The organism is Actinomadura atramentaria DSM 43919 (genome assembly GCF_000381885.1).
Taxonomy (GTDB): Bacteria; Actinomycetota; Actinomycetes; order Streptosporangiales; family Streptosporangiaceae; genus Spirillospora; species Spirillospora atramentaria.
The window spans coordinates 403627-422996 of the sequence record NZ_KB907213.1 but is presented as its reverse complement, the minus strand read 5'-3'; the positions used below and the strand labels follow the sequence as shown (position 1 = coordinate 422996).

Here is a 19370-nt window from a genome sequence, read left to right as displayed (position 1 = left end):
CGCACGCCCACCCCCGCACCCCTCACCCGTCCACGACCCCCGCCCCCTCCCACCAGCCACACCCCCGGCAGCACTCCCCGCGACCACCCCCGCCAACGAAACCCGCCACCCTACAGAGATCACCGAAAACCAGGCCATCCCCCGAATGACAAGAACATGAACACCAAAAGCAACCCGCCCAACCGACCCTCCCAAATAACCAAATCAGATTTCCAAAAAATTGCACCCGAAAAATCCCACCACCCCCATTGACAGAACCCCGAAAGCCCGCACCACCAGCGACGTTCCCCAACCCCTACGTGTGAACCACACCACCACCGGGAACAACCCGACCGGCCCCCACCCCGCCAACCCACCCAAATACCTCACACAACCCACACCCCCACAAACCCCACCAAACACCCACCCCACACCACCATTTCCCTACCAATCCAGTACCCAACACCCCTGCGGCGACGGTTATCCTACTTCTAGTAGTACTCTCGTCCCATGTCCAAGACGCAGCAGCCGGACGCCCAACCGCACGGACGGAGCCGCCGCGCCGGCCGCCCCGCGCCGGGGGGCGCGCCACGGGAGCACTCCGACAGGACGGTGAAGAAGTCCGTCACCCTCCGCGAGTCCGTCGTCGCCGAGATCGAGGCGCGCACGGGCGCGCGCGGCTTCTCCCAGTTCCTCGACGCCGCCGCCGAACGCCACCTCGCGCTGCTCATGGCGCAGGAGATCGTCGACGACCACACGGCGCGCCACGGCGAGTTCACCGAGGACGAGCGCGCGGAGGCGGAGGCGGCGTGGCACGGCGAGTGACCGGGCCCGTCACCCCGGCCGGGCCGGTCTTCGTGCTCGACGCGCAGGGCCTCTCGCTCCTCGCCGACGACGACCGGCGGATGAACGCCCTGCTGGACGTCGCCGCGCGCCAGGACTACGTCCCCGTGATCAGCGCGGTGACGATCGCCGAGCAGCGCCGCGACGGCGCGGCGGGGAAGCGGCTCGCGTGGCTGCGCTCCCGGCTCACCGTGGTGCCGGTCACCGAGCCGATCGCCGACGCCGCCGCCGCGCTCCTGACCTCGACGGGCCTGACGGGCCACGAGTGCGTGGTCGACGCCCTGGTCGTCGCGACCGCGGCCGAGAGCCGCGGCCCGGCGAAGATCGCCTCCAGCGACGCCTCGCACATCCCCGTCCTCTGCAAGGAGGCCGCCGCCCACCGCCCGTCCCCCATCAACTGGATCCGCGTCTGACGGAATCGCCCGCTTCGGGCCCGCTCGCGTTCGTCGCCGCGGCTCAGCTCGTCGGCCGGATGCCGGGGCCGTCGTCGAAGACAGGTCAGGCGGCGGGGGTTCGGAACTGGACGACGAGTTCGGCTCCCAGCGCCCGCGCCAGGCGTTCGAGGACGGGGAGCGTCGGGATGGTGCCGCCCGCCTCGAACCTGGCCACGGCCGACTGCGTCATGTCCGCGGCCTCCGCCAGCTCGTTCTGGCTCCACCCGCGTTCGTCGCGCAGCGCGCGCACGGCGCGGCCCAGCTCATAGGCGAGGCGGGCGGCGTCGTACGCCTCGGCCGCGCCGGGTTCGGCCATGCGCCGCTCCCGCAGCGCGCTCCAGTCGGACCGCTCACCCATCGGCTTCACTCCTCCTCGGCGGCCACGGCGTGCGCCTCGGCCGCGCACAGCCGCAGCGCCCGTCGGGACCGCTCAACCTGCCGGTCCTCCCGCATGCGCGTCTTGTGGAAAACCGTGAGCAGGACGATCCGCCTGCCCGACGCGATCCAGTACGTCACCCGCACGGCCTCGGCGTCGAGATGGAATCGAAGTTCCCGCAGCTTTCCGTCGAGCTGCCGTGTGTACGGCTCGCCCAGAAGCACCCCCTGGTCGGCGAGCAGGTCGATGTAGAACGCCGCCGTCGCGAACTGCGCCGTCGGCAGGCGTTCCAACCACTCCCGTACTTCCGGCTCAAGCTCCACGGTACCCCAAGACATAGCAGGGATGCTATAGAGCCTGGTCGCGTCTCCGTCGCGGTTTCCGAAGAGACCGCGGCGGCGGGGTCATTCCGTGGGGGCGATGCCGACCGGGCAGGTGAGGCCCGTGCCGCCGAGGCCGCAGTAGCCGTTCGGGTTCTTGGCGTCGGAGAGGTACTGCTGGTGGTAGTCCTCGGCGAAGAAGAAGTGCGGGGCGTCGGTGATCTCGGTGGTGATCGTGCCGAGGCCCGCTTTGGTGAGGACGTCCTGGTAGGCGTCGCGGGACTTCTCGGCTGCGGCGCGCTGCTCGGGCGAGTGGACGAAGACCGCCGAGCGGTACTGCGTGCCCACGTCGTTGCCCTGGCGCATCCCCTGCGTCGGGTCGTGGTTCTCCCAGAAGACGCGCAGCAGCGTCTCGTAGTCGATCCGCGCCGGGTCGTAGACGACGCGGACGGTCTCGGTGTGCCCGGTCCGCCCGGAGCAGACCTCCTCGTACGTCGGGTTCGGCGTGTAGCCGCCCTCGTAGCCGACGGCGGTGGAGACGACGCCGGGCGTCCGCCAGAAGACGCGCTCCGCGCCCCAGAAGCAGCCCATCGCGAACTCCGCGACGGCCGCGCCGTCGGGGTACGGCGGGGCGAGCGGCGCGTCCAGCACCTCGTGGCGGGACGGGACGGGCAGCGCCTCCGGGCGGCCCGGCAGCGCCTTCTCGGGTGCGACCATCTCGGACTTCGCGAAACCGAACATGCCTCTCAGGCTAGCTCGCGCGCCGCGCCGCCACCTGGCCCCGCGCGGTATCGGTTCCGTCCGGAAACGCCCGGGTTTCGACATACGCGAACGGCTCCAGACCGGACTTCTCCAGCGCCGTCTCGACGTCCCCCCGCTCGTGCCGGACGGCGGGCGGCCCGCCCGGCACCGCGCACGCCCCCGTCCCGGCGAAGAACGTCACCACCGCGACGCCGCCCGGCTTGAGGACCCGGAAGAACTCCAGGAACACCGGCCGCAGCTCCCGCACGGGCAGGTGGACGACGGCGTCGCGCGCGACGATCCCGCCCCACGCCTGGTCGGGCACGTCCAGCCGCCGGAAGTCCCCGACGTGGAACCCGATCCCCGGCCCGGCCGCCGCCGCGAGCGCGACCATCCGCGGCGAGCGGTCCACGCCGAGCGCCGTCACGCCGCGCGCGTGCAGCCGCCGCGCGGCCTGGCCGGGTCCGCAGCCGAGGTCCGCGACGGGCCCGAGCGCGCGTCCCGCCGTCCCGGCGAGGTCGACCAGGGCGGCCTCCAGCGGGCTGTGCTCCAGGTCGTCGGCGTGCCGGGCCGCGTACTCGTCGGCGACGGCGTCGTACCCCTCGGACATGGGCCTCCTGCCAGTAGTCTGACCTGTTTTGTTACTTACGCCCTTGATAGCGTGCTTCGGTGATCAACCGTCGTGGCATGGTCTTCGGTATCGCGGCGTACTCGCTGTGGGGCCTGTTCCCCCTCTACTGGCCGCTGGTGAAACCCGCGGGCGCCGCGGAGATCCTCGCGCACCGCATCATGTGGTCGCTCGTCGCCGTCGCCGTCGTCCTCGCCGCCGCCCGCAACTGGCGCTGGATACGCGCGCTGACGGGCCGGCGGCTGGCGCTGCTCGCCGTCGCCGCCGTGACGATCAGCGCCAACTGGGGCGTCTACATCTACGCGGTGAACTCCGGCCACACGATCGAGGGCGCCCTCGGCTACTTCATCAACCCGCTGATCAGCGTCGTCTTCGGCGTGGTGGTCTTCCGGGAGCGGCTGCGCCCCGCGCAGTGGCTCGCGGTCGGGCTGGGCGTCGCGGCCGTGGCCGCGCTGACGGCCGACTACGGGCGGCTGCCGTGGATCGCGCTCGTGCTGGCGTGCTCGTTCGCCACGTACGGGCTGGCGAAGAAGTTCGCCGCGATGCCGTCCGCGGAGAGCCTCGCCGTCGAGACGGCGATCATGTTCGTGCCCGCGCTCGTCTTCGCGAGCGTCCTGGAGGCGCGCGGCGACGCGGCGTTCGCGCACCACGGCGTCGGCCACGCGCTGCTGCTCGCCGCGGCCGGGATCGTGACGGCCGTCCCGCTGATGCTGTTCAACGCGGCGGCGACGCGGCTGCCGCTGTCGGCGGTCGGGATGCTGCAGTACCTCACGCCCGCGCTCCAGTTCCTCATCGGCCTGCTCGTCCAGCACGAGGAGATGCCCGCGAGCCGGTGGACGGGCTTCGTCCTCGTCTGGGGCGCGCTGGTCGTGCTCACCGGAGACGGCCTGGTCGCGGGCCGCCGGACGCGCCGGACGCGCCCCGAACCGGAGCCCGAGCCCGTCTGAGAGCCGGTGTGAGGGATGGAGCGGATCACCGATCGCCCGCTAAAGTGCCGTTCGTCACTCTCCCCCGGCCCGTCTGAGGAGTCGTCCGCGTATGCGCCTGCTGGTCGCCACCTCGCTCGGAGCGGTCCTGGTGACGGCGGGGCTCGCGGCCCCGTCCGGGGCGGCGAGCATCGCGGGCCCGCCGGACGAGACCGCGCCGGGCCGCCGCACCCCGATCAGCGCGCCGGGCTGCGGCGCGGGCGGGCTGGCGTCCTCCCCGGCGTTCGCCGCGCCGGTCCGGCTGGATGACGAGGGCGCGGGCGTCGCGGTCGTCCGCGCGCAGGCGCGCCCCGGCCGCTACCCGGTGACGGCCCGCTGCGGGCCCCGGACGGTCCGGGGCGCGATCGAGGTGGAGCAGCGCCGCGCCTGGCGCATCCTGCTGCCGCCGTCGCTGGGCTCCGATTCCGGGTGACGGGGAATTTCCCGTACGTTCGCCGTGCCGCCCCCGGAAAGCCGCGCGCATTCCGAACTGTCACTCGATGACGATTGTCGGACCATGACGGACGCACTTCCGCGCACCCGACATCTGACCAGGATAGTCGGTGAATCGTCGCGATAATTGTCAAGTGAGGAAGATCACCGCAGGGGTAAACTTCCCTACCGCAAGCCCTCTTGATTGCACATTTCTTCCGTGTGATACTCCGAAAAAATCACCACATAACACGCAAGTCGCCCGGAACTTCACCCCGGGACCGCGGCGGCTGCCCCTTCCCCCACAGGGCTCAAGAACGAGGTGTCGTCGCGTATGTCCGGAGCGGCCGCGTGAGCATCGGCGAGCAGATCCCGACCGGAATCCCCCGCACCGCACCCGCGGCCGGCCTCGCCGGCGCCGCCGCCGAGCTGGTCGCGAGCCTCGTCGAGCACCCCTGGGGCCAGGTGTCGCCGTCGGTCTACGAGACCGGGCGGCTCGTCGCCCACACCCCCTGGCTCACCGGGCACCGCGAGCGCGTCGCGTTCCTGCTGGCCGCGCAGCGCCCGGACGGCTCGTGGGGCGCGCCCGTCGCGGGCTACGCCCTCGTCCCCACGCTCAGCGCGACCGACGCCCTGCTGTCGGTGCTCCGCGCGGACCCGGGCGCGCACGGCGGCGCGGTCGCGCACGCCGCCGCCCGCGCGCTCGACGCCGTCTTCACCCGGTTCAGCGGGCCGTCGTCGCCCGACCGGCCGCTGCCCGACATGCCCGCGATCGAGCTGATCGCCCCCTACCTCGCCGAGCGGATCGACGGGCACCTCGCCGCGCTCCGCGACCGGCCCGTGCCCGGCCTCGCCGCCTACGCCGGACGCCGGATCGTCCTGCCCGCCGAGCTGGACGACGGCAAGCTCGCGCTCGTCCGCGGCCTGCTCGCGAGCGGCGCGACCGTTCCCAAGAAGCTCGTCCACGCCCTGGAGGTCGCGGGCGACGCCGCCCCGGACGTGCCCGGCATCGTCCCCGAGTCCACCGGCACGGTCGGCGCGTCCCCCGCCGCGACCGCCGCGTGGCTCGGCCCGAACCCGCCCGCGGACCCGAGCAACCCGGCGCGCTGGCACCTGGAGGCCGCCGCCGGGCAGCACGGCGGCCCGGTCCCGGTCGGGTTCCCGCTGACGGTCTTCGAGCGCGCGTGGGTGCTGGCGTGGCTGCTGCGCGCGGGCGTCCCGGTGGACGTCCCGCCGGTGCTGACGCTGAGCCTGACCGCGCCGCTCGGCCCGTTCGGCACGCCCGCGTCCGAGGGGCTTCCGGCCGACGCCGACACCACGTCCGGTGCGCTGTACGCGCTGGCGCTGCTCGGCGCGCCGCACCGCCCCGACCCGCTGCTGGCGTACGAGCTGGACACCCACTTCTGCACCTGGCAGGGCGAGGACGGCGCGTCCCCCACGACGAACGCGCACGTCCTGGAGGCGTTCGGCCAGTACCTGGCGGCCGCCCCGGAGGTCGTCGGCGCGGCCGACGCGGCGCGCTACCGGGCCGTCGTCGCGAAGGTCGCGGCGTGGCTGCGCGCGCGGCAGAACCCGGACGGGAGCTGGACCGACCGCTGGCACGCCTCCCCCTACTACGCGACGGCGTGCTGCGCGGTGGCGCTGGCGAAGTTCGACCCGGCCGCGTCGGCGGGCGCGGTCGCGCGGGCGCGCCGGTTCGTCCTCGGCTCGCAGCGCCCCGACGGCGCGTGGGGCGTCTGGCACGGCACCGCCGAGGAGACGGCGTACGCGGTGCAGATCCTCGCGCTGACCCCGGGCGCGGACGGCGCGGAGTCGGTCGCGCGGGCGCGTCCGGCGCTGCTCACCGCGCTGGCCGGCGCGCCCGAGGGCCCCGCCCTCTGGCACGACAAGGACCTCTACCACCCGACGGCCATCATCCGCGCCGCGGTGATCGCCGCGTTGCAACTGATTTCGGCGTAAAGTTCCTGTTTCGATCGGGTGAATCGGGTCACACGGCGTGACCGTGAAATGTATCGTCATGCTCGACGTAGATGATTCACTTGAGCGGATATGGCCGTGTTGCTAGTGTTCTACGCCGTATGGAAGGACGGCCTTCTTCCAGCCGCCGTCCGCCATCACCCGGACGTCACGTTCCTGTTTTCCCAGCCGAACCGGTTGCGGACTTACCTCTACGTTGTTGGGGCGATTGCCATGGGCTTCCGCTACCCGCGTCCGTGGACCCCGTTCACGGCGCCGGGGCACACGGGCGATCTCCTCGGCGGACCGGCATGACCGGGACGGGGATCGCGAGCGGCGCGCGCCGCCCGCACGCGTCCGGGCGCCCGCGCAGGCGGACGTCCCGATCCCGAGAACGGGAGGACCCCCCACTCGTGTCCGATCCGACCACGCCCTCCGGGTTGCCCGTCCGGGTGCCCCAGGCGAACCTTGCCCCCACACTGCGCGACGACGACACCCCCGACGCCTCGCCGGGCGAACGGCCGGACGCCCCCGTCCGCTCGCCCGCGGAGATCCAGCGGATCATGGGCTCCTACCAGCGCGGCACCCGGCGCGGCCGGAGCGAGGCGGCGGCACCCCCGAGCGAGCGATCCACTGAAGGCGAGGACGAGTAAATGCAGAAGGCTGGTTCATCGGCCGACCTCGGATGGCTGCTGGACGACCTGATCGGCCGGGTTCCGCACTCCCGCCACGCGGTCGTGCTGTCGGCCGACGGCCTGCTGATGGCGTCCTCGGCGGGCATGTCGCAGGACGACGGCGAGCACCTGGCCGCCGTCGCCGCGGGCATCCAGAGCCTCGCCAAGGGCGCGGGCACCCGGTTCGGCGGCGGCGCGGTACGGCAGACGATCGTCGAGATGCAGTCGGCGTTCCTGCTCGTCTCCGTCGCGGGCAAGGGCGCGTGCCTGGCGGTGCTGAGCGACGAGGAGGCCGACGTGGGCCTCATCGCCTACGAGATGGCGATGCTCGTCACCAGCATGGGCCACCACCTGTCGACGCCGACCCGCGCCGAGTCGCAGGGCGGCGAGGGACGGCCGCTGACATGATGCCCCCCGAGGACCCCACCCAGGAGCGCTGGCCCGACGAGCCGCCGCGCCCGGCCTGGCACGAGCCCGCGCCGCCGCCCGTCCCGCCGCTGCTGGACGACCCGTCCGGCCCGATGGTGCGGCCGTACGTGATGACCAGCGGACGGCTCGAACCGGCGCGCGGCAAGTTCGACCTCATCACGCTCGTCGTGGCGGCGATCCCCGAGCCCGACGGCCAGCTCGGCCTCGGCCCCGAGCACCTGGCGATCCTCCGGCTGACCCAGCAGGTCATGTCGGTCGCCGAACTGACCGGCCACCTGGACCTGCCGATCGCCACCGTGCGCGTCATGCTCGGCGACCTGCTCGACCAGGGTCTGATCAGCATGCAGGAACCCGAACCCGAGGCGGACATGCACGACATCAGGCTCTACAAGGCGGTGATCGATGGTCTCCGGGCTCTCTAGCCGCGGCGCGGACGGCCGCCGGCTGCCGACCGCCGTCAAGATCGTCATCGCGGGCGGCTTCGGCGTCGGCAAGACCACGATGGTCGGGACCGTCTCGGAGACGCGGCCGCTGCGCACCGAGGAGGTCCTGACCGACGAGAGCGTCGGCGTGGACGACGTCTCGGGCGTCGAGCGCAAGAAGACGACGACGGTCGCGATGGACTTCGGCCGCATCACGATGCGCGACGAGTACGTCCTGTACCTGTTCGGCACGCCCGGCCAGGAGCGGTTCTGGTTCATGTGGGACGAGGTCGCGCTCGGCGCGCTCGGCGCGGTCGTCCTCGCCGACACCCGCCGCCTCGCGGACTGCTTCCCGTCGGTGGACTACTTCGAGCGGCGCGGGACGCCGTTCATCGTCGCGGTGAACTGCTTCGAGGGCGAGCAGGCGTTCGACCTCGCGGAGATCCAGACGGCGCTGAACCTCGGGCCGAACGTCCCGGTCATGCTGTGCGACGCGCGCAGCCTCGAATCCTGCAAGAAGGTGCTCATCGACCTCATCCTGCACGCGATGAAGGTCCGGGGGCTCGCCCCGGAGCCGCAGCAGGCGTAGGGCTTCCCGGGACCGCGCCCGGCTGTCGCGGGGTCGTCCGCGGCCTCGCGACACGCCGTACGCAGGGTGCCGGGAGACGGGTGAGGGGAGGGACGCGGCGCGGCGTCCCTCCCCTTTCCCGTGCTTCAGCGCAGGCGCGCGGCGAGCGCCGTCAGGTCGGCGCGCGCCGCCGCCCGCAGCTCCTCGAACCGCTCGAACGACTCGCTCAGGTTGACGCTGCCGTACGCGGTGGCGGCGTCGGTGACGAGCGCGAACGAGACCTCCTTGTACGTGCTGTTCTCGACCAGGCATTCCTTGCCCTGCTTCGTGCCGGGCAGGTCGTAGTCCGTGCAGCGCATCGCGTCGCCGGGCGGGGAGAACACGACGTTGCGGACCCACCAGTCGGTGTTCGGCCTGATCTGCATCGTGATGGTGCTGGCGGCCGAGTCCATGTCGGCCAGCGCGCAGTCGAGGCCGGGGTAGGTGCCGATGTCCTGCTTCATCAGCGTCCGGTCGTCGGCGGGGAGGGAGTGGGTGAGGGGGTCGTTGTAGAACTCGGTGTACTTCCCCGTCACGCCGAACTTGGCCCGGACGGACGGGAGCAGGTCCGCGCAGGTGTGCGGGATGGCGGCCGCCGCCTTCCGCATGGCCGCGCCGTCGTCCGGCTTCCCGCCACCCGCGTTGACCTTCCCGCCGCCCGCCGCCGCGTCCGTCCCGCCGCAGCCCGCCGCGCCGAGCAGAATCACCGCCGCCAGTCCCGCACCCGCGAACCGCACCGCGACCGAACCCATCGGACCTCCTCAGCCGTCGCCTCATCATCGACCGCCGTCCGTCCCCGCCACCACCGCGAAATCCCGGGGAACTGACCCCGCGAGTGATCACCGAACGCAGCGGCGCGGACACCGTTTGCGAACCCGGCGGCGTTCCGCGTCGTCCCATCGGTCGAGCCGCCCTGGCGACCAGCGCCGGGGGACCCCGATCCCGGAGGACGCGACGATGGCCCGACCGCCGTCCGAGCCCGACTACCGCCGGCTGCTCGCCGCGGCCGACGACGCGCTCGCCGCCGCCGTCGCGCGGCTGCGCGCGGCCGCGCCCGCGCGGGCGGCCGGGTCGTGCCGCGCGCTCGCGTCCCGGGTCCGCCGGACGGCGCGGGCGCTGCGCCGGACGCAGCCGCCGCCCGCCGCGGCCGCCGCGCACGCCGAGCTGGTCGCGGCGCTCGACGCGTTCCGGGCCGTCGCGGGCCGCCGGTACGGCGCGGAGTACACGTGCCCGGACGACCGCGCGCTGGACTCGGGCCGGTCGGCGCGCGCGGAGCACGAGCACACCGTCGTCCTCGCGCTGCTCGCCGTGGACCCGGCCGCCGAGCGCGTCCGGTCCGCCGCCGCGCGGCTCACGGCGGACGGCTTCCCGTTCGGCCGGTTCCTGCCCGCGCCGCCGCCCGGCGGGATGTGGCGGCCGCCGGACGGCGCGGTGCTCGCGCAGCGGAACCGGCCGCGCCGGGGCGACGGCGGTCTGTCCGTGGTGAACCGGCTCGACCGGGACGCGGCCGTGTCGCTCGTCGAGGAGAGCGGGTCGCCCGCCGATCCGGCGCTGACGTTCTTCGTCCGGGCGGGCGGCGCGGTCACCGCCGTCCTGATCCCGCGCCGCTTCCGTCTCTACGTGCGGAGCGGGAACGGGTGGGACAACCGCGTCCACCGGTTCACCGCCGACCGCCGCCACGAGCGGAGCGCGGACGTCTTCGACGTCGCGCGCCGACGGTGCGGCGTGCGGCTCGGCGGGCCGCCGGAACTCCCCGCGCACGACCGCGACGCGTGCTGGAACGACGCCGGGCCGCTCCCGACCCTGGACATCGACCCGTTCTGAGCCGTCAGCGGCGGCGCGCGGGCGGCGTGAGCGGGACGGCGAGCAGCGCGGCCGCCGCCGCGCACGCCCACACGGCCGTCCAGGACGTCGCGCCCAGCAGCGGCGGGACGGCGACGGGCGTCACGAACGCGGCCCCGAACACGGCCGTCCCCTCCAGCCCGAGCGCGGTGCCCGCGCGGTCCGCCCCGGCGAGGACGGCGATCTCGGTGTAGGCGACGCCGTGCCAGGCGTTGGCCAGCAGCCCGCCCAGCGCGAGCGCACCGGCGGTCAGCGGGAGCGGCGCGTGGACGAGCACGGCGGCGCCGCCCATCGCGACGGCCGCGAGCACGCCGATCACCCGGATGACGGAGCGCCGGTCGCCGCCGCGGTCGGTGCGGCGGCCCGTCCAGATCCGCGCCGCGCCGCCGCCGAGCTGCGCGACGAGCACGGCGGCGCTCGCGACGGCCCCGCCCGCGCCGCGCGCGTCGTGCAGGAAGATCCCGGTGAACGTCAGCACCGCGAACTGCGGGACGGTGAGCAGCGCGCTGGCGAGCGCGACCCGCCAGACGTCGGCGTCCAGCAGCGGCGAGCGCCCGCGCGGCACGGCGGCCGGAACCGGGACCGCGACCCGCGCGCGACCACCCCGCCGCACCACCGAACGCACCGGACTAGCCGGACGCACCGGACCCGGCGGCCTCGCCGGATACGGTGGGCGTTCCGGATGCGCCGGGCTCGCCGGATGCGCCGGATGCGCCGGATGCGGTGGGCGCGCCGGATCCGGTGGGCGCGACGGATGCGCTGGGCTCGCCGGATGCGCTGGGTGTCCCGGATGCGCTGGGCTCGCCGAATGCGCCGGACTCGCCGGGCTCGCGGGATGCGGTGGGCCCGCCGGATGCGCCGGGTGCGCTGGGCGTGCCGGATGCGTTGGGTGCGGTGAGCGCGCCGGACGCGCCGGACGCGGCGGCCTCGCCGGGCGTGCGGGGCCGGGCTCGCGCAGCCAGTGCCAGGTCGCGGCGGCGCTCAGCGCGAAGAACGCCGTTAGCACGAGGTACACGGCGCGGAACCCGTGCGCGGCGGCGAGCGGCGGCAGCGCCGCGACGCCGACGGCCCCACCCGCGGGGATTGCGGTCTGCCGGATGCTCATCGCCAGGCCGCGCCGCCCGTCGTCGAACCACGTCATGACGGCGCGGCCGGACGCGCCGTTGACGCTCCCGCCGAGCGCGCCCGCGGCGAACAGGCACGCGGCGAGCGCGGCGGGCCGGACGCCGTCGGCGGGCGCGGCGGCGCACGCCATCGCGGCGGTGAGCGCGCCGGTGGCCAGCAGGCCGGTGAGGAGGACGCGCCGGTCGCCGAGGCGGTCGGTGAGCAGGCCCCACGCGATGTCGCTGAGCGCGATGCCGAGCCCGAGCCCGCCGAGGACGATGCCGAGCTGACCGGTGGTGAGGCCGTAGGCGTCGCGCATCACGACACCGGTGACCGGAAGGCCGGAGATCATCGCGGCGAAGCTGGCCTGCGCCGCGACGCCGATCGCCAGGACGACCCACCGGTGGCGGGTCTCGTACGTCTTCGTGATCGTCACGGATGACCCCTCAAAAGTAACCGCATCAGGTGGTTAGACCGTCGCACGGCGGCAAATAACCCGTCAAGTCGGTTACTCTGGCGGCATGGAGTTCACGTTCGTCAGCGGGAACCTCGGCCTCGACTTCGTCGGCACCGTCGCCGCGCGCCGCGAACGGCGCGTCGACCTGCTCGCCGAGCCCGCCGACCTGGCGCGGTGGACGGTCGCGGCGGGCCTCCTGGACGCCGCGCCGCCCGTCCCGGCGGGCGCCCTCGCCGCCGGCGTCGGCCTCCGCGAGGCGATCCACCGCCTCGCGACCGCCGCCGTCGCGGGCGCGCCCCTCGCCGCGGCCGACCGCGAGGTGCTCAACCGCGCCGCCGCGCCCGCCCCGCCCGCCGTCCGGCTCGACGCGGACGGGCTCGCGCGGACCGGCGACCTCACCGCCGCGCTCGCCGCCGTCGCCCGCTCCGCCGCGGACCTGCTCGGCGGCCCGGACGCCGCGCGCGTCCGCGAGTGCGCCGCGCCGCTCTGCACCCGCCTGTTCGTGGACGCGTCCCGCAAGGGCGAGCGGCGCTGGTGCGACATGCGGCGCTGCGGCAACCGGGCGAAGGCGGCGGCGTTCCGCGAACGCCGCCGGTGACGTCCCGGTATGCCAGACTCCGGCGCATGCAACCCGATCTCGTGCTGCTGCGCGACCTGATCGAGGCGTCCCCGACGATCACCGCCTGGCGGCGCGGCCTGCCCGAGGCCGAGATCAGCGCCGTCGAGGCCGCCGCCGGCCCGCTGCCGACGTCCTTCCGCTGGTGGCTCGCGGAGTTCGGCGGCGGCGCGGTCGGGGGCGCGCCGCTCGCGACCGCCGGGCTCCCGGACGTCGACCTCGTCCCGCGCGGCGACCGCCTCACGTTCCTCATCGACGAGGACGAGTACGCCTTCGCGCTCGACCGGCGCTCCGGCGGCGAATGCCCGGTCGTGCGCCGCGACCACTTCACCGGCGAGGAGGACGACTTCGCCGACACGTTCGCGGGTTTCCTGACCGTCCGCGCCGCGCTCGCCGCCGGACTCCGCGACGGCCCGAACCCGACCATCGCCCGCCTCTGGCGCTCCACCCCCGGCGTCCTGCTCCCGGACGGGACGACGGTCTACGGCCCGCACGACCTCCCCGAGCGCAACGCGACCTTCGAGGTCCGCCGGTACGCACCCGACTGGACGCTCGTCGGCGACGACGGCGGCGGGAACGGCCTGTTCATGCGCCACCACGGCCGCGACCGCGCGTCCGTCCACCTGCTGGATCTCGGCGCGATCGAACGCGACGTCGCCGCCGTCGCCGAACCCGTGACCGACGACCTCCTGGCCTGGCTCGCCGCCCGGACGTGACGAAGGGCCGCCCCGGCGCGCGGGACGGCCCTCGGCGTCACCCGAACGGCGGCGTCGTCGGCGTCGTCGGCCGCGCGTCGCTCCAGTCCATCGCCCGGACCGCCGAGTAGTTCACGACGAAGCCCGGCTTCATGCCGGTGTACGGGCCGCCCGGACGCGTCAGCACCTCCTGCTTCGCCAGCAGCGCACCGGTGCGCTCATCGAAGACCAGGACGTCCCGCACCCGGTAGGTGCCCTGCGTCGCGCGCGGCTCCCCGGACTCGCCGGTGACCGTCACGGCCCAGTCGTCCGTCGCAAGCGCGACCCCGCGCCGCCCCAGCGGATCGGTGGTGCGGCCGATCGCGTGGATGCCCGGCTGCGCGGCGAGCGCCCGCATGACCCCCGCGCGGACCTTCGGCGGCAGCGGCGCGTTCAGGACTAGCTTCGCCAGGGACATCCGCATCTGCGGCCGCACCGGACCCGGCTTCACCGCGCCCGGGTCGTCGCCGCGCAACCCGCTCGCGCGCCGGGCCGCGGCCTCGTCGCTCAGGTACCGCTTCGCCAGCTCGGCCGGGTCGGTCGGCAGGTTGCGGACGTCCGCGGCCGTCAGGCCGTCGAGGAACGTGCCGCCGCCGCGGGCGTCGGTGTCGACGTCCCACTTCGTCCCGGCCCCCGTCGCCTTCATCGGGAACGTGAGGAACTTGTCGCTCGACCAGACGCGGAGCCGCCGCGGCGAACCGGCCGCGCGCCACAGCTCCGCGTCCCGCGCCGTCGTCGGACGCGCCGGGAGGTCGCGGCTGTAGCTCGCCGAACCCGACCCGGACGTCGCGCCCGTCCACTGGAACGCCTCGCTGAGCGCACCGGTGATCGCGTACGTTCCCGTCTTCGCGCGGACGACGTACGCCTGCCCGTCCACGTCGTTGGTGTACCAGTACTTCCCGGTCGGCCGCTGCGCCGCCTGCTCCGCCGCCGCGAGGACGGCCGCGCGCCCGTCCAACGTCACCGGGCCGCCCGGAGCCGGGGACGTGCTGCCCCCCACGAGCACCACCGCGGCCGTCGCCGCCGCGCCCGCCGCCAGGACGCCGCCCAGCCCCCACGCCAGCCGCGGCCGCGCCCGGCGCGGCGGCGACGCCAGCAGCGCGCGCGCCCGCTCGACCTCGCCCGCCGTCGGCGGCCTCGGCTCGGGATAGGCGTCCCGGACGATCCGCACCTCATCCATGCTGTTCCTCCAAAGTGAGCATCGGGTCGGCGCCGCCGAGCGCCCTGCGCAGCGTCGTTCTCGCACGGTTCAGCCGGGAGCCGACCGTGCCCGGGGAGATCCCCAGCGCCGCCGCGACCTCCGCGTGGCTGAGGTCGGCCAGCGCGACGAGCAGCAGCACGTCCCGCTGCCCGCGCGGCAGCGCCGCGACGGCCCCGGCCAGCTCGCCGCGCAGGCCCTGCGCGCTGACCCGCGCCTCGACGCGCGCGGCGTGCCCCTCGGCCTCGTGGACCGCGCCGAGGCGGGCGCGCGCCCGCAGCTCCCGCGTCTCGGCGCGGCGGTGCCTGCCGACGACGTTCGTCGCGATCCCGTACAGCCAGGTGCGCACGGTCGCCCGCTCCCGGTCGTAGCGGCGGCGCTGCCGGAACGCCTCCAGGAACGTCTGAGCGGCGACGTCGGCGGCGTCGTCCGGGCCGAGCCGACGCGCCGCGTACCGGTGGATCTCCGCGAAGTACGCGTCGAAGACCTCGTCGAAGCGGTCGGCCGGGTGGGGCGGGGAGTCCCCTGTCATCTGGTGCCTTTCCGTGGCGCGGATGGCGGTCGCAGGGGTATCACCCGGAGGGCGCTTCTGCTTTCCCGCCGCCGGATATTCGATGGCGGTTCGGAGTGCGGGTGTCTACGCTGACAGGGTCGTTTCCCCCGTGGGCGTCCGCCCTGGAAAAGGTTGGCCTGTGTCCGTCATCCGGCTCGCGCCGAGCGCGCTTCGCCCGACCGCGTAACGCCCTGCCTCGCCGTCCTCTCCGACGGCCCGGCCGCGTTGCCCGTCCCGCGTGTCCGCTCGGCCTGCTCTTGCTGTCCTCGTCGACCTTTCAGCAAGGAGCAATCCCGGTGTCCGGGACCAACGACATCTCGAATCTGAACACCTTCACCTGCGTGAAGTGCGGCCGGATCGTGTCCGCGCGCACCGACGACGGCACGCGCCGCAATCACTGCCCGTCCTGCCTGCATTCGCGGCACGTCCTCGACCAGGTCGCGGGCGGACCCGCCGACTGCGACGGCCGGATGGCCCCGATCGCCATCGCCGTCCTGCGCAACGGCGACTGGATGGTCGTCCACCGCTGCGCGCGCTGCGACGAACTCACGTCCAGCCCCGTCGCGAAGGACGACAACCAGTACATCCTCATGCGCATGGCCGTCCGCCCGCTCGCGGAGCCGCCGTTCCCGCTCGAAACGTTCGGCGACCTGTGAGCGCGCGGAAAGGAAAGCCCATGCCGCGCCGCCGTCATCGGAACACGTCCTTCCGCTGCGCGAACTGCCGCCTGGACGTGTCCCTGACCGCGCCGGGAACCCGACACCGCAACCACTGCCCGCACTGCCTGACGAGCCTGCACGTGGACCACCGAATCCCCGGCGACCGCGCGGCGAACTGCGGCAGCCGCATGGAGGCGTTCTGCGTCGCCGCGCGGCCGGACGGTGAATGGCTGCTCATCCACCGCTGCCTGTCCTGCGGCGAGTTGAGCGCCAATCGGACAGCGGGCGACGACAACGCGCTGATCCTGACGCGTCTGGCCGTCCGACCGCTCAGCGACACCGGTTTCCCGGCCCGGCTGCCGCGCGTCTGACGGGGTGGGCCGGGGGCGCGCCCCCGGCCCACCCGTTCAGAGCTTCGCCGTGCGCGTCCCCGGATTGGTCTCCCAGTCGTAAACGGCCGCCGCCTTCGAATACCGCCACTGCCTGTCGAGGAACACGGCGTTGAGCTGCGCGGCCGCGGCGGCGTCCTCGATGATGAAGCCGTGGTCCTGCGTCGTGTCGGGATAGGCGTTCCTGGACCCGACGTAGAACGCCCTGTCGTCCACGCAGACCACTTTCGTGTGCAGGCGGTACTTGTATCCGTTCGGCCACGTCGGCCGATCCGACACGCGCAGCGGCGCGAGCTGGAGATTCTCCGCCATCGCCCGCTGCGCCGCCTCGGTGGACCCCGTCAGCAGCCGGACGCGGCGGAAGATCGCATTGGCCGCCTCGCCGATGCTCGCGATATTCGAGTAGTCCGGGTATCCGGGGTTGCTGAGGACGATCCGCACCTTGACGGGCGGGTCGGCCGTCAGCTTCGCCGCCAGGACGTCGAGCAGCCGGACGTCGAACAGCGCGTGGTACAGCGGCATGTGCCCGTAACCGTTGATGTCCTGCTGGGACAGCACGATCTTCCGCCGCGCGGCGGCGACCAGCGCCCGGATCGCGTTCGCGTCGGGATTGACGGTCATGAAATCGCGGTCGGTGTTGGTCTCGTTATTGGACCGCGCACCCCACAGCCAGTAATCGCAGGCGGCCTGCTCGATCTGCGCGACGGGCGGCGGCCGGTACTCCGACGTCGGATCGCACGGCGCGATCCCGTACCCGAGGCTGCCGACCGAGATCACTTCGAGCGGCCCGTCCCCGGACGGCACCGGTCCCGCGTAAAGGCTCGCGTCGCATTCCTCGACCCGGTCGTGGTTCGTGGCGAGCCAGGCGGCACAGCCCAGCCGCGCGCTCGTCGACGCGTTCCGCCGGGTCCACGCCCACAACACATCCAGGAACTTCCCGGCGGACATCGCAGCAGGACCGCGCAGCGCGATGTCGAGATCGGTGACCGGCGCCGACCCGCCGAACCCCCGGCTCCCGTACGGCCCGTCCTCGATGTAGAAGTTCGTCATCCAGTTGATCCCACCGTGGATGACGGCAACACCGTCCACCAGAACGAACTTCGTGTGGTTGTACGAGGTACATCCCCGCGTGGTCATAGCGGCAACACTGAAGTCCACAGCGGCGCTGGCATCCCCGATCATCCGGATCAGCCGGTCCCGAAACCCCCACGGCGACACGAACACATCGACGTTGAGCACCCCGGCCAGCACACGGACCTTCAATCGCCGCCCACCCCGCACAGCGGCTCCGGCCGCCACCTTGAGCCCGGCGGCGATCGCCTCCAGAAAAGCCCCGTCGGGATACTCCTCGACAGGCGACCCGGGCAACGGCGGCATCCCGAACGTCGTGATGTCCACCGACCGCTCAGCCGCGGCGATATTCGCCGTCACCCGGTCCAAGAACGCCCGAACCCCAGGCTTCTCAAAACGCTCACCACCGAACCCCCAACAATCCGGCACCTGCAAAATCCAAGAAGCCGGGTCCCCCTTGGCGGCATCAAGCCAGTTACCGGCGGTCCGCTCCCACACCGTCCCCCGCAACCCAGGCGAGACAGCCAGAAGCTCCCGCTCAACAGCATCCAGAAACGGCGTACCCGCCCCATCCCCAACAGGATCCATCCTTCGACCTTCCCACCCCCTCCCCCAACAACCCCCCGCAGAACCATCCACCTCACCCCATAACCAACCCAAACCTCCACCCCTACAACCGCTGAACACCCCCCACCTATTGACCTCGGGAATTCGCACACCGCGAACGCGATTGCAGACTTTCCAGACGAAATCCCGACCACTGTCCACAATGGGCGGGGCCGCGCATGCCCGCGCCGAAATCCCCCTACGGACGCCGCAGTCAGCCGTGCGCGAGTTGGCGGCGGGGCTGGCTGGGAGCGTTCTCGGGGGCGCGACGGGAATTCGGGGAGCGGGGAGGAAGTCAGGAGCGGCGGGTGATCACGTAGTCGCAGAGGGAGATCAGGGCCGCGCGGGCCGGGTTCTCGGGGAGGGTCAGCAGTTCCGTGCGGGCGTCGTCGGCCCAGCGGTGCAGGTCCGCGCGGGCCTGGTCCATCGCCGGGTGGACGCGGAGCAGCGCCAGGGCCTCGGCGTGGAGGGCGTCGTCGGTGAGGTCGGCGGCGAGGAGTTCGCGCAGCCGCGCGTCGTCGGAGCCGGAGCCGACGCCCGCGAGCACGTGGTGCGTCGGGAGGGTCAGGATGCCCTCGCGCAGGTCCGTGCCGGGCGTCTTGCCGGACTGCTCGGTGTCGGACGCGATGTCGAGGATGTCGTCCGAGAGCTGGAACGCGACGCCGATCTTCTCGCACGCCGAGGTGAGCGTGTCCACGACGTGCGTGGGGGCGCCGGCGAGCAGGGAGCCGAGCTGTCCGGAGGTGGCGATCAGCGAGCCCGTCTTGTCCGCGATGACCTGGAGGTAGTGCTTGAGCGGGTCGGTGCCCGCCGGCCCGACGGTCTCCTGGATCTGCCCGCGCACCAGGCGGGCGAAGGAGCGCGCCTGGATGCGGACGGCCTCGGGCCCGAGGTCGGCGAGGATGTCCGACGCCCGCGCGAACAGGTAGTCGCCGGTGAGGATGGCGACGGTGTTCGTCCACCGGGTGTTGGCGGACTCCTCGCCGCGCCGGATGGTCGCCTCGTCCATGACGTCGTCGTGGTAGAGCGTCGCCAGGTGCGTCAGCTCGACCACGACGGCGGCGGGGACGACGCCGGGCGCGTCGGGGTCGCCGAACTCGGCGGCCAGCAGCACCAGCATCGGCCGGAACCGCTTGCCGCCCGCCTCGACCAGGTGCTTGGAGGCCTGGGTGAGCAGCGGGTCCTCGCTGCGGACCGCGTCGAGGAGCATGTCCTCGACGGCGGCGAGCCGGTCCCGGGACGCGGCGGCGAGCGCCGGGTCGATCGGGAGGCCGAACGGCCCGGCTCCCGGGGCGGAGGATTCCCCGGGAACTCCAGCGAACGCGCTACTCACCC

General features: G+C 73.6%; 24 protein-coding genes. 14 read left to right on the top strand and 10 right to left on the bottom strand.

The features are described 5' to 3' along the window. Positions 1-489: 489 nt before the first annotated feature. Positions 490-804 (top strand): hypothetical protein, encoded by a 315-nt coding sequence (locus G339_RS0117505; RefSeq protein ID WP_240489837.1) that lies wholly within the window; start codon positions 490-492, stop codon positions 802-804. Next, the gene (locus G339_RS0117500) at positions 789-1235 is read left to right on the top strand and encodes a type II toxin-antitoxin system VapC family toxin (RefSeq protein WP_026341549.1); all 447 of its coding nucleotides are present in this window, start codon (positions 789-791) and stop codon (positions 1233-1235) included. Before G339_RS0117505 ends, G339_RS0117500 begins: the two co-directional genes overlap by 16 nt. A gap of 85 nt (positions 1236-1320) precedes the next feature. Here G339_RS0117500 and G339_RS0117495 read toward each other — a convergent pair whose 3' ends face one another. The 4 genes from G339_RS0117495 to G339_RS0117480 form a co-directional block, all read right to left on the bottom strand. Then, positions 1321-1614 carry a helix-turn-helix domain-containing protein gene (locus G339_RS0117495; RefSeq protein WP_019632374.1) on the bottom strand — a complete coding sequence of 98 codons (294 nt, stop codon included), beginning with the start codon at positions 1612-1614 and terminating at the stop codon, positions 1321-1323. Positions 1615-1619: 5 nt separating this feature from the next. After that, positions 1620-1970 carry a type II toxin-antitoxin system RelE/ParE family toxin gene (locus G339_RS0117490; RefSeq protein WP_019632373.1) on the bottom strand — a complete coding sequence of 117 codons (351 nt, stop codon included), beginning with the start codon at positions 1968-1970 and terminating at the stop codon, positions 1620-1622. Between the two features lie 66 nt (positions 1971-2036). Continuing rightward, positions 2037-2693 (bottom strand): peptide-methionine (S)-S-oxide reductase MsrA, encoded by a 657-nt coding sequence (gene msrA, locus G339_RS0117485; RefSeq protein ID WP_019632372.1) that lies wholly within the window; start codon positions 2691-2693, stop codon positions 2037-2039. Positions 2694-2703: 10 nt separating this feature from the next. After that, positions 2704-3303, bottom strand: a complete 600-nt coding sequence (locus tag G339_RS0117480; RefSeq protein ID WP_019632371.1) for a class I SAM-dependent DNA methyltransferase — start codon at positions 3301-3303, stop codon at positions 2704-2706. 77 nt (positions 3304-3380) lie between these two features. Here G339_RS0117480 and rarD point away from each other — a divergent pair, with 77 nt between their 5' ends. The 7 genes from rarD to G339_RS0117440 all read left to right on the top strand — a co-directional run bounded on the left by rarD (position 3381) and on the right by G339_RS0117440 (position 8788). Further along, positions 3381-4268 carry an EamA family transporter RarD gene (rarD, locus tag G339_RS0117475; protein WP_019632370.1) on the top strand — a complete coding sequence of 296 codons (888 nt, stop codon included), beginning with the start codon at positions 3381-3383 and terminating at the stop codon, positions 4266-4268. Between the two features lie 91 nt (positions 4269-4359). Beyond that, a complete protein-coding gene (locus tag G339_RS0117470; protein ID WP_019632369.1) occupies positions 4360-4719 on the top strand; it encodes a hypothetical protein in 360 nt (119 codons plus the stop codon). Between the two features lie 350 nt (positions 4720-5069). Continuing rightward, positions 5070-6677, top strand: coding sequence for a prenyltransferase/squalene oxidase repeat-containing protein (locus G339_RS0117465; protein ID WP_019632368.1), 1608 nt, complete (start codon positions 5070-5072; stop codon positions 6675-6677). 410 nt (positions 6678-7087) lie between these two features. Beyond that, positions 7088-7327 carry a hypothetical protein gene (locus tag G339_RS0117455; RefSeq protein WP_019632366.1) on the top strand — a complete coding sequence of 80 codons (240 nt, stop codon included), beginning with the start codon at positions 7088-7090 and terminating at the stop codon, positions 7325-7327. After that, on the top strand, positions 7328-7756 hold the full coding sequence (locus G339_RS0117450; RefSeq protein ID WP_019632365.1) for a roadblock/LC7 domain-containing protein: 429 nt from the start codon (positions 7328-7330) through the stop codon (positions 7754-7756). After that, a complete protein-coding gene (locus tag G339_RS0117445) occupies positions 7753-8199 on the top strand; it encodes a DUF742 domain-containing protein (protein ID WP_019632364.1) in 447 nt (148 codons plus the stop codon). The genes G339_RS0117450 and G339_RS0117445 overlap by 4 nt, the downstream gene beginning before the upstream one ends. Continuing rightward, a complete protein-coding gene (locus G339_RS0117440; protein ID WP_019632363.1) occupies positions 8180-8788 on the top strand; it encodes a GTP-binding protein in 609 nt (202 codons plus the stop codon). The genes G339_RS0117445 and G339_RS0117440 overlap by 20 nt, the downstream gene beginning before the upstream one ends. A gap of 125 nt (positions 8789-8913) precedes the next feature. Here G339_RS0117440 and G339_RS0117435 read toward each other — a convergent pair whose 3' ends face one another. Next, positions 8914-9558, bottom strand: coding sequence for a hypothetical protein (locus G339_RS0117435; RefSeq protein WP_019632362.1), 645 nt, complete (start codon positions 9556-9558; stop codon positions 8914-8916). A gap of 205 nt (positions 9559-9763) precedes the next feature. Here G339_RS0117435 and G339_RS36845 point away from each other — a divergent pair, with 205 nt between their 5' ends. Next, a complete protein-coding gene (locus G339_RS36845; protein WP_019632361.1) occupies positions 9764-10630 on the top strand; it encodes a hypothetical protein in 867 nt (288 codons plus the stop codon). A 4-nt stretch (positions 10631-10634) separates the two neighbouring features. On the opposite strand, the gene G339_RS0117425 is transcribed toward G339_RS36845, so the two are convergent. After that, entirely contained in the window at positions 10635-12188 is a 1554-nt protein-coding gene (locus G339_RS0117425; protein WP_019632360.1) for an MFS transporter, read from the bottom strand. Positions 12189-12273: 85 nt separating this feature from the next. Between G339_RS0117425 and G339_RS0117420 the strand changes: the two genes are divergently transcribed. Both G339_RS0117420 and G339_RS0117415 read left to right on the top strand, forming a co-directional pair. Then, positions 12274-12807 carry a CGNR zinc finger domain-containing protein gene (locus G339_RS0117420; protein ID WP_019632359.1) on the top strand — a complete coding sequence of 178 codons (534 nt, stop codon included), beginning with the start codon at positions 12274-12276 and terminating at the stop codon, positions 12805-12807. A gap of 26 nt (positions 12808-12833) precedes the next feature. Further along, the gene (locus G339_RS0117415) at positions 12834-13541 is read left to right on the top strand and encodes an SMI1/KNR4 family protein (RefSeq protein ID WP_019632358.1); all 708 of its coding nucleotides are present in this window, start codon (positions 12834-12836) and stop codon (positions 13539-13541) included. 37 nt (positions 13542-13578) lie between these two features. Here the strand turns inward: G339_RS0117415 and G339_RS0117410 are convergent, their stop codons facing one another. Further along, complete coding sequence (locus G339_RS0117410; RefSeq protein ID WP_019632357.1) at positions 13579-14739, bottom strand: CU044_5270 family protein; 1161 nt, start codon at positions 14737-14739, stop codon at positions 13579-13581. Continuing rightward, the gene (locus tag G339_RS34125; RefSeq protein ID WP_019632356.1) at positions 14732-15289 is read right to left on the bottom strand and encodes an RNA polymerase sigma factor; all 558 of its coding nucleotides are present in this window, start codon (positions 15287-15289) and stop codon (positions 14732-14734) included. Before G339_RS34125 ends, G339_RS0117410 begins: the two co-directional genes overlap by 8 nt. A gap of 317 nt (positions 15290-15606) precedes the next feature. Between G339_RS34125 and G339_RS0117400 the strand changes: the two genes are divergently transcribed. Together G339_RS0117400 and G339_RS0117395 are read left to right on the top strand one after the other, a co-directional pair. After that, a complete protein-coding gene (locus G339_RS0117400; RefSeq protein WP_019632355.1) occupies positions 15607-15966 on the top strand; it encodes an RNHCP domain-containing protein in 360 nt (119 codons plus the stop codon). Positions 15967-15986: 20 nt separating this feature from the next. Then, positions 15987-16340, top strand: a complete 354-nt coding sequence (locus G339_RS0117395; RefSeq protein WP_084693287.1) for an RNHCP domain-containing protein — start codon at positions 15987-15989, stop codon at positions 16338-16340. 36 nt (positions 16341-16376) lie between these two features. Here the strand turns inward: G339_RS0117395 and G339_RS37905 are convergent, their stop codons facing one another. Beyond that, positions 16377-18017, bottom strand: coding sequence for a phospholipase D-like domain-containing protein (locus G339_RS37905; RefSeq protein WP_084693286.1), 1641 nt, complete (start codon positions 18015-18017; stop codon positions 16377-16379). Positions 18018-18330: 313 nt separating this feature from the next. Further along, positions 18331-19368, bottom strand: a complete 1038-nt coding sequence (locus G339_RS0117385) for a polyprenyl synthetase family protein (RefSeq protein WP_019632352.1) — start codon at positions 19366-19368, stop codon at positions 18331-18333. Between the last annotated feature and the right edge of the window lie 2 nt (positions 19369-19370).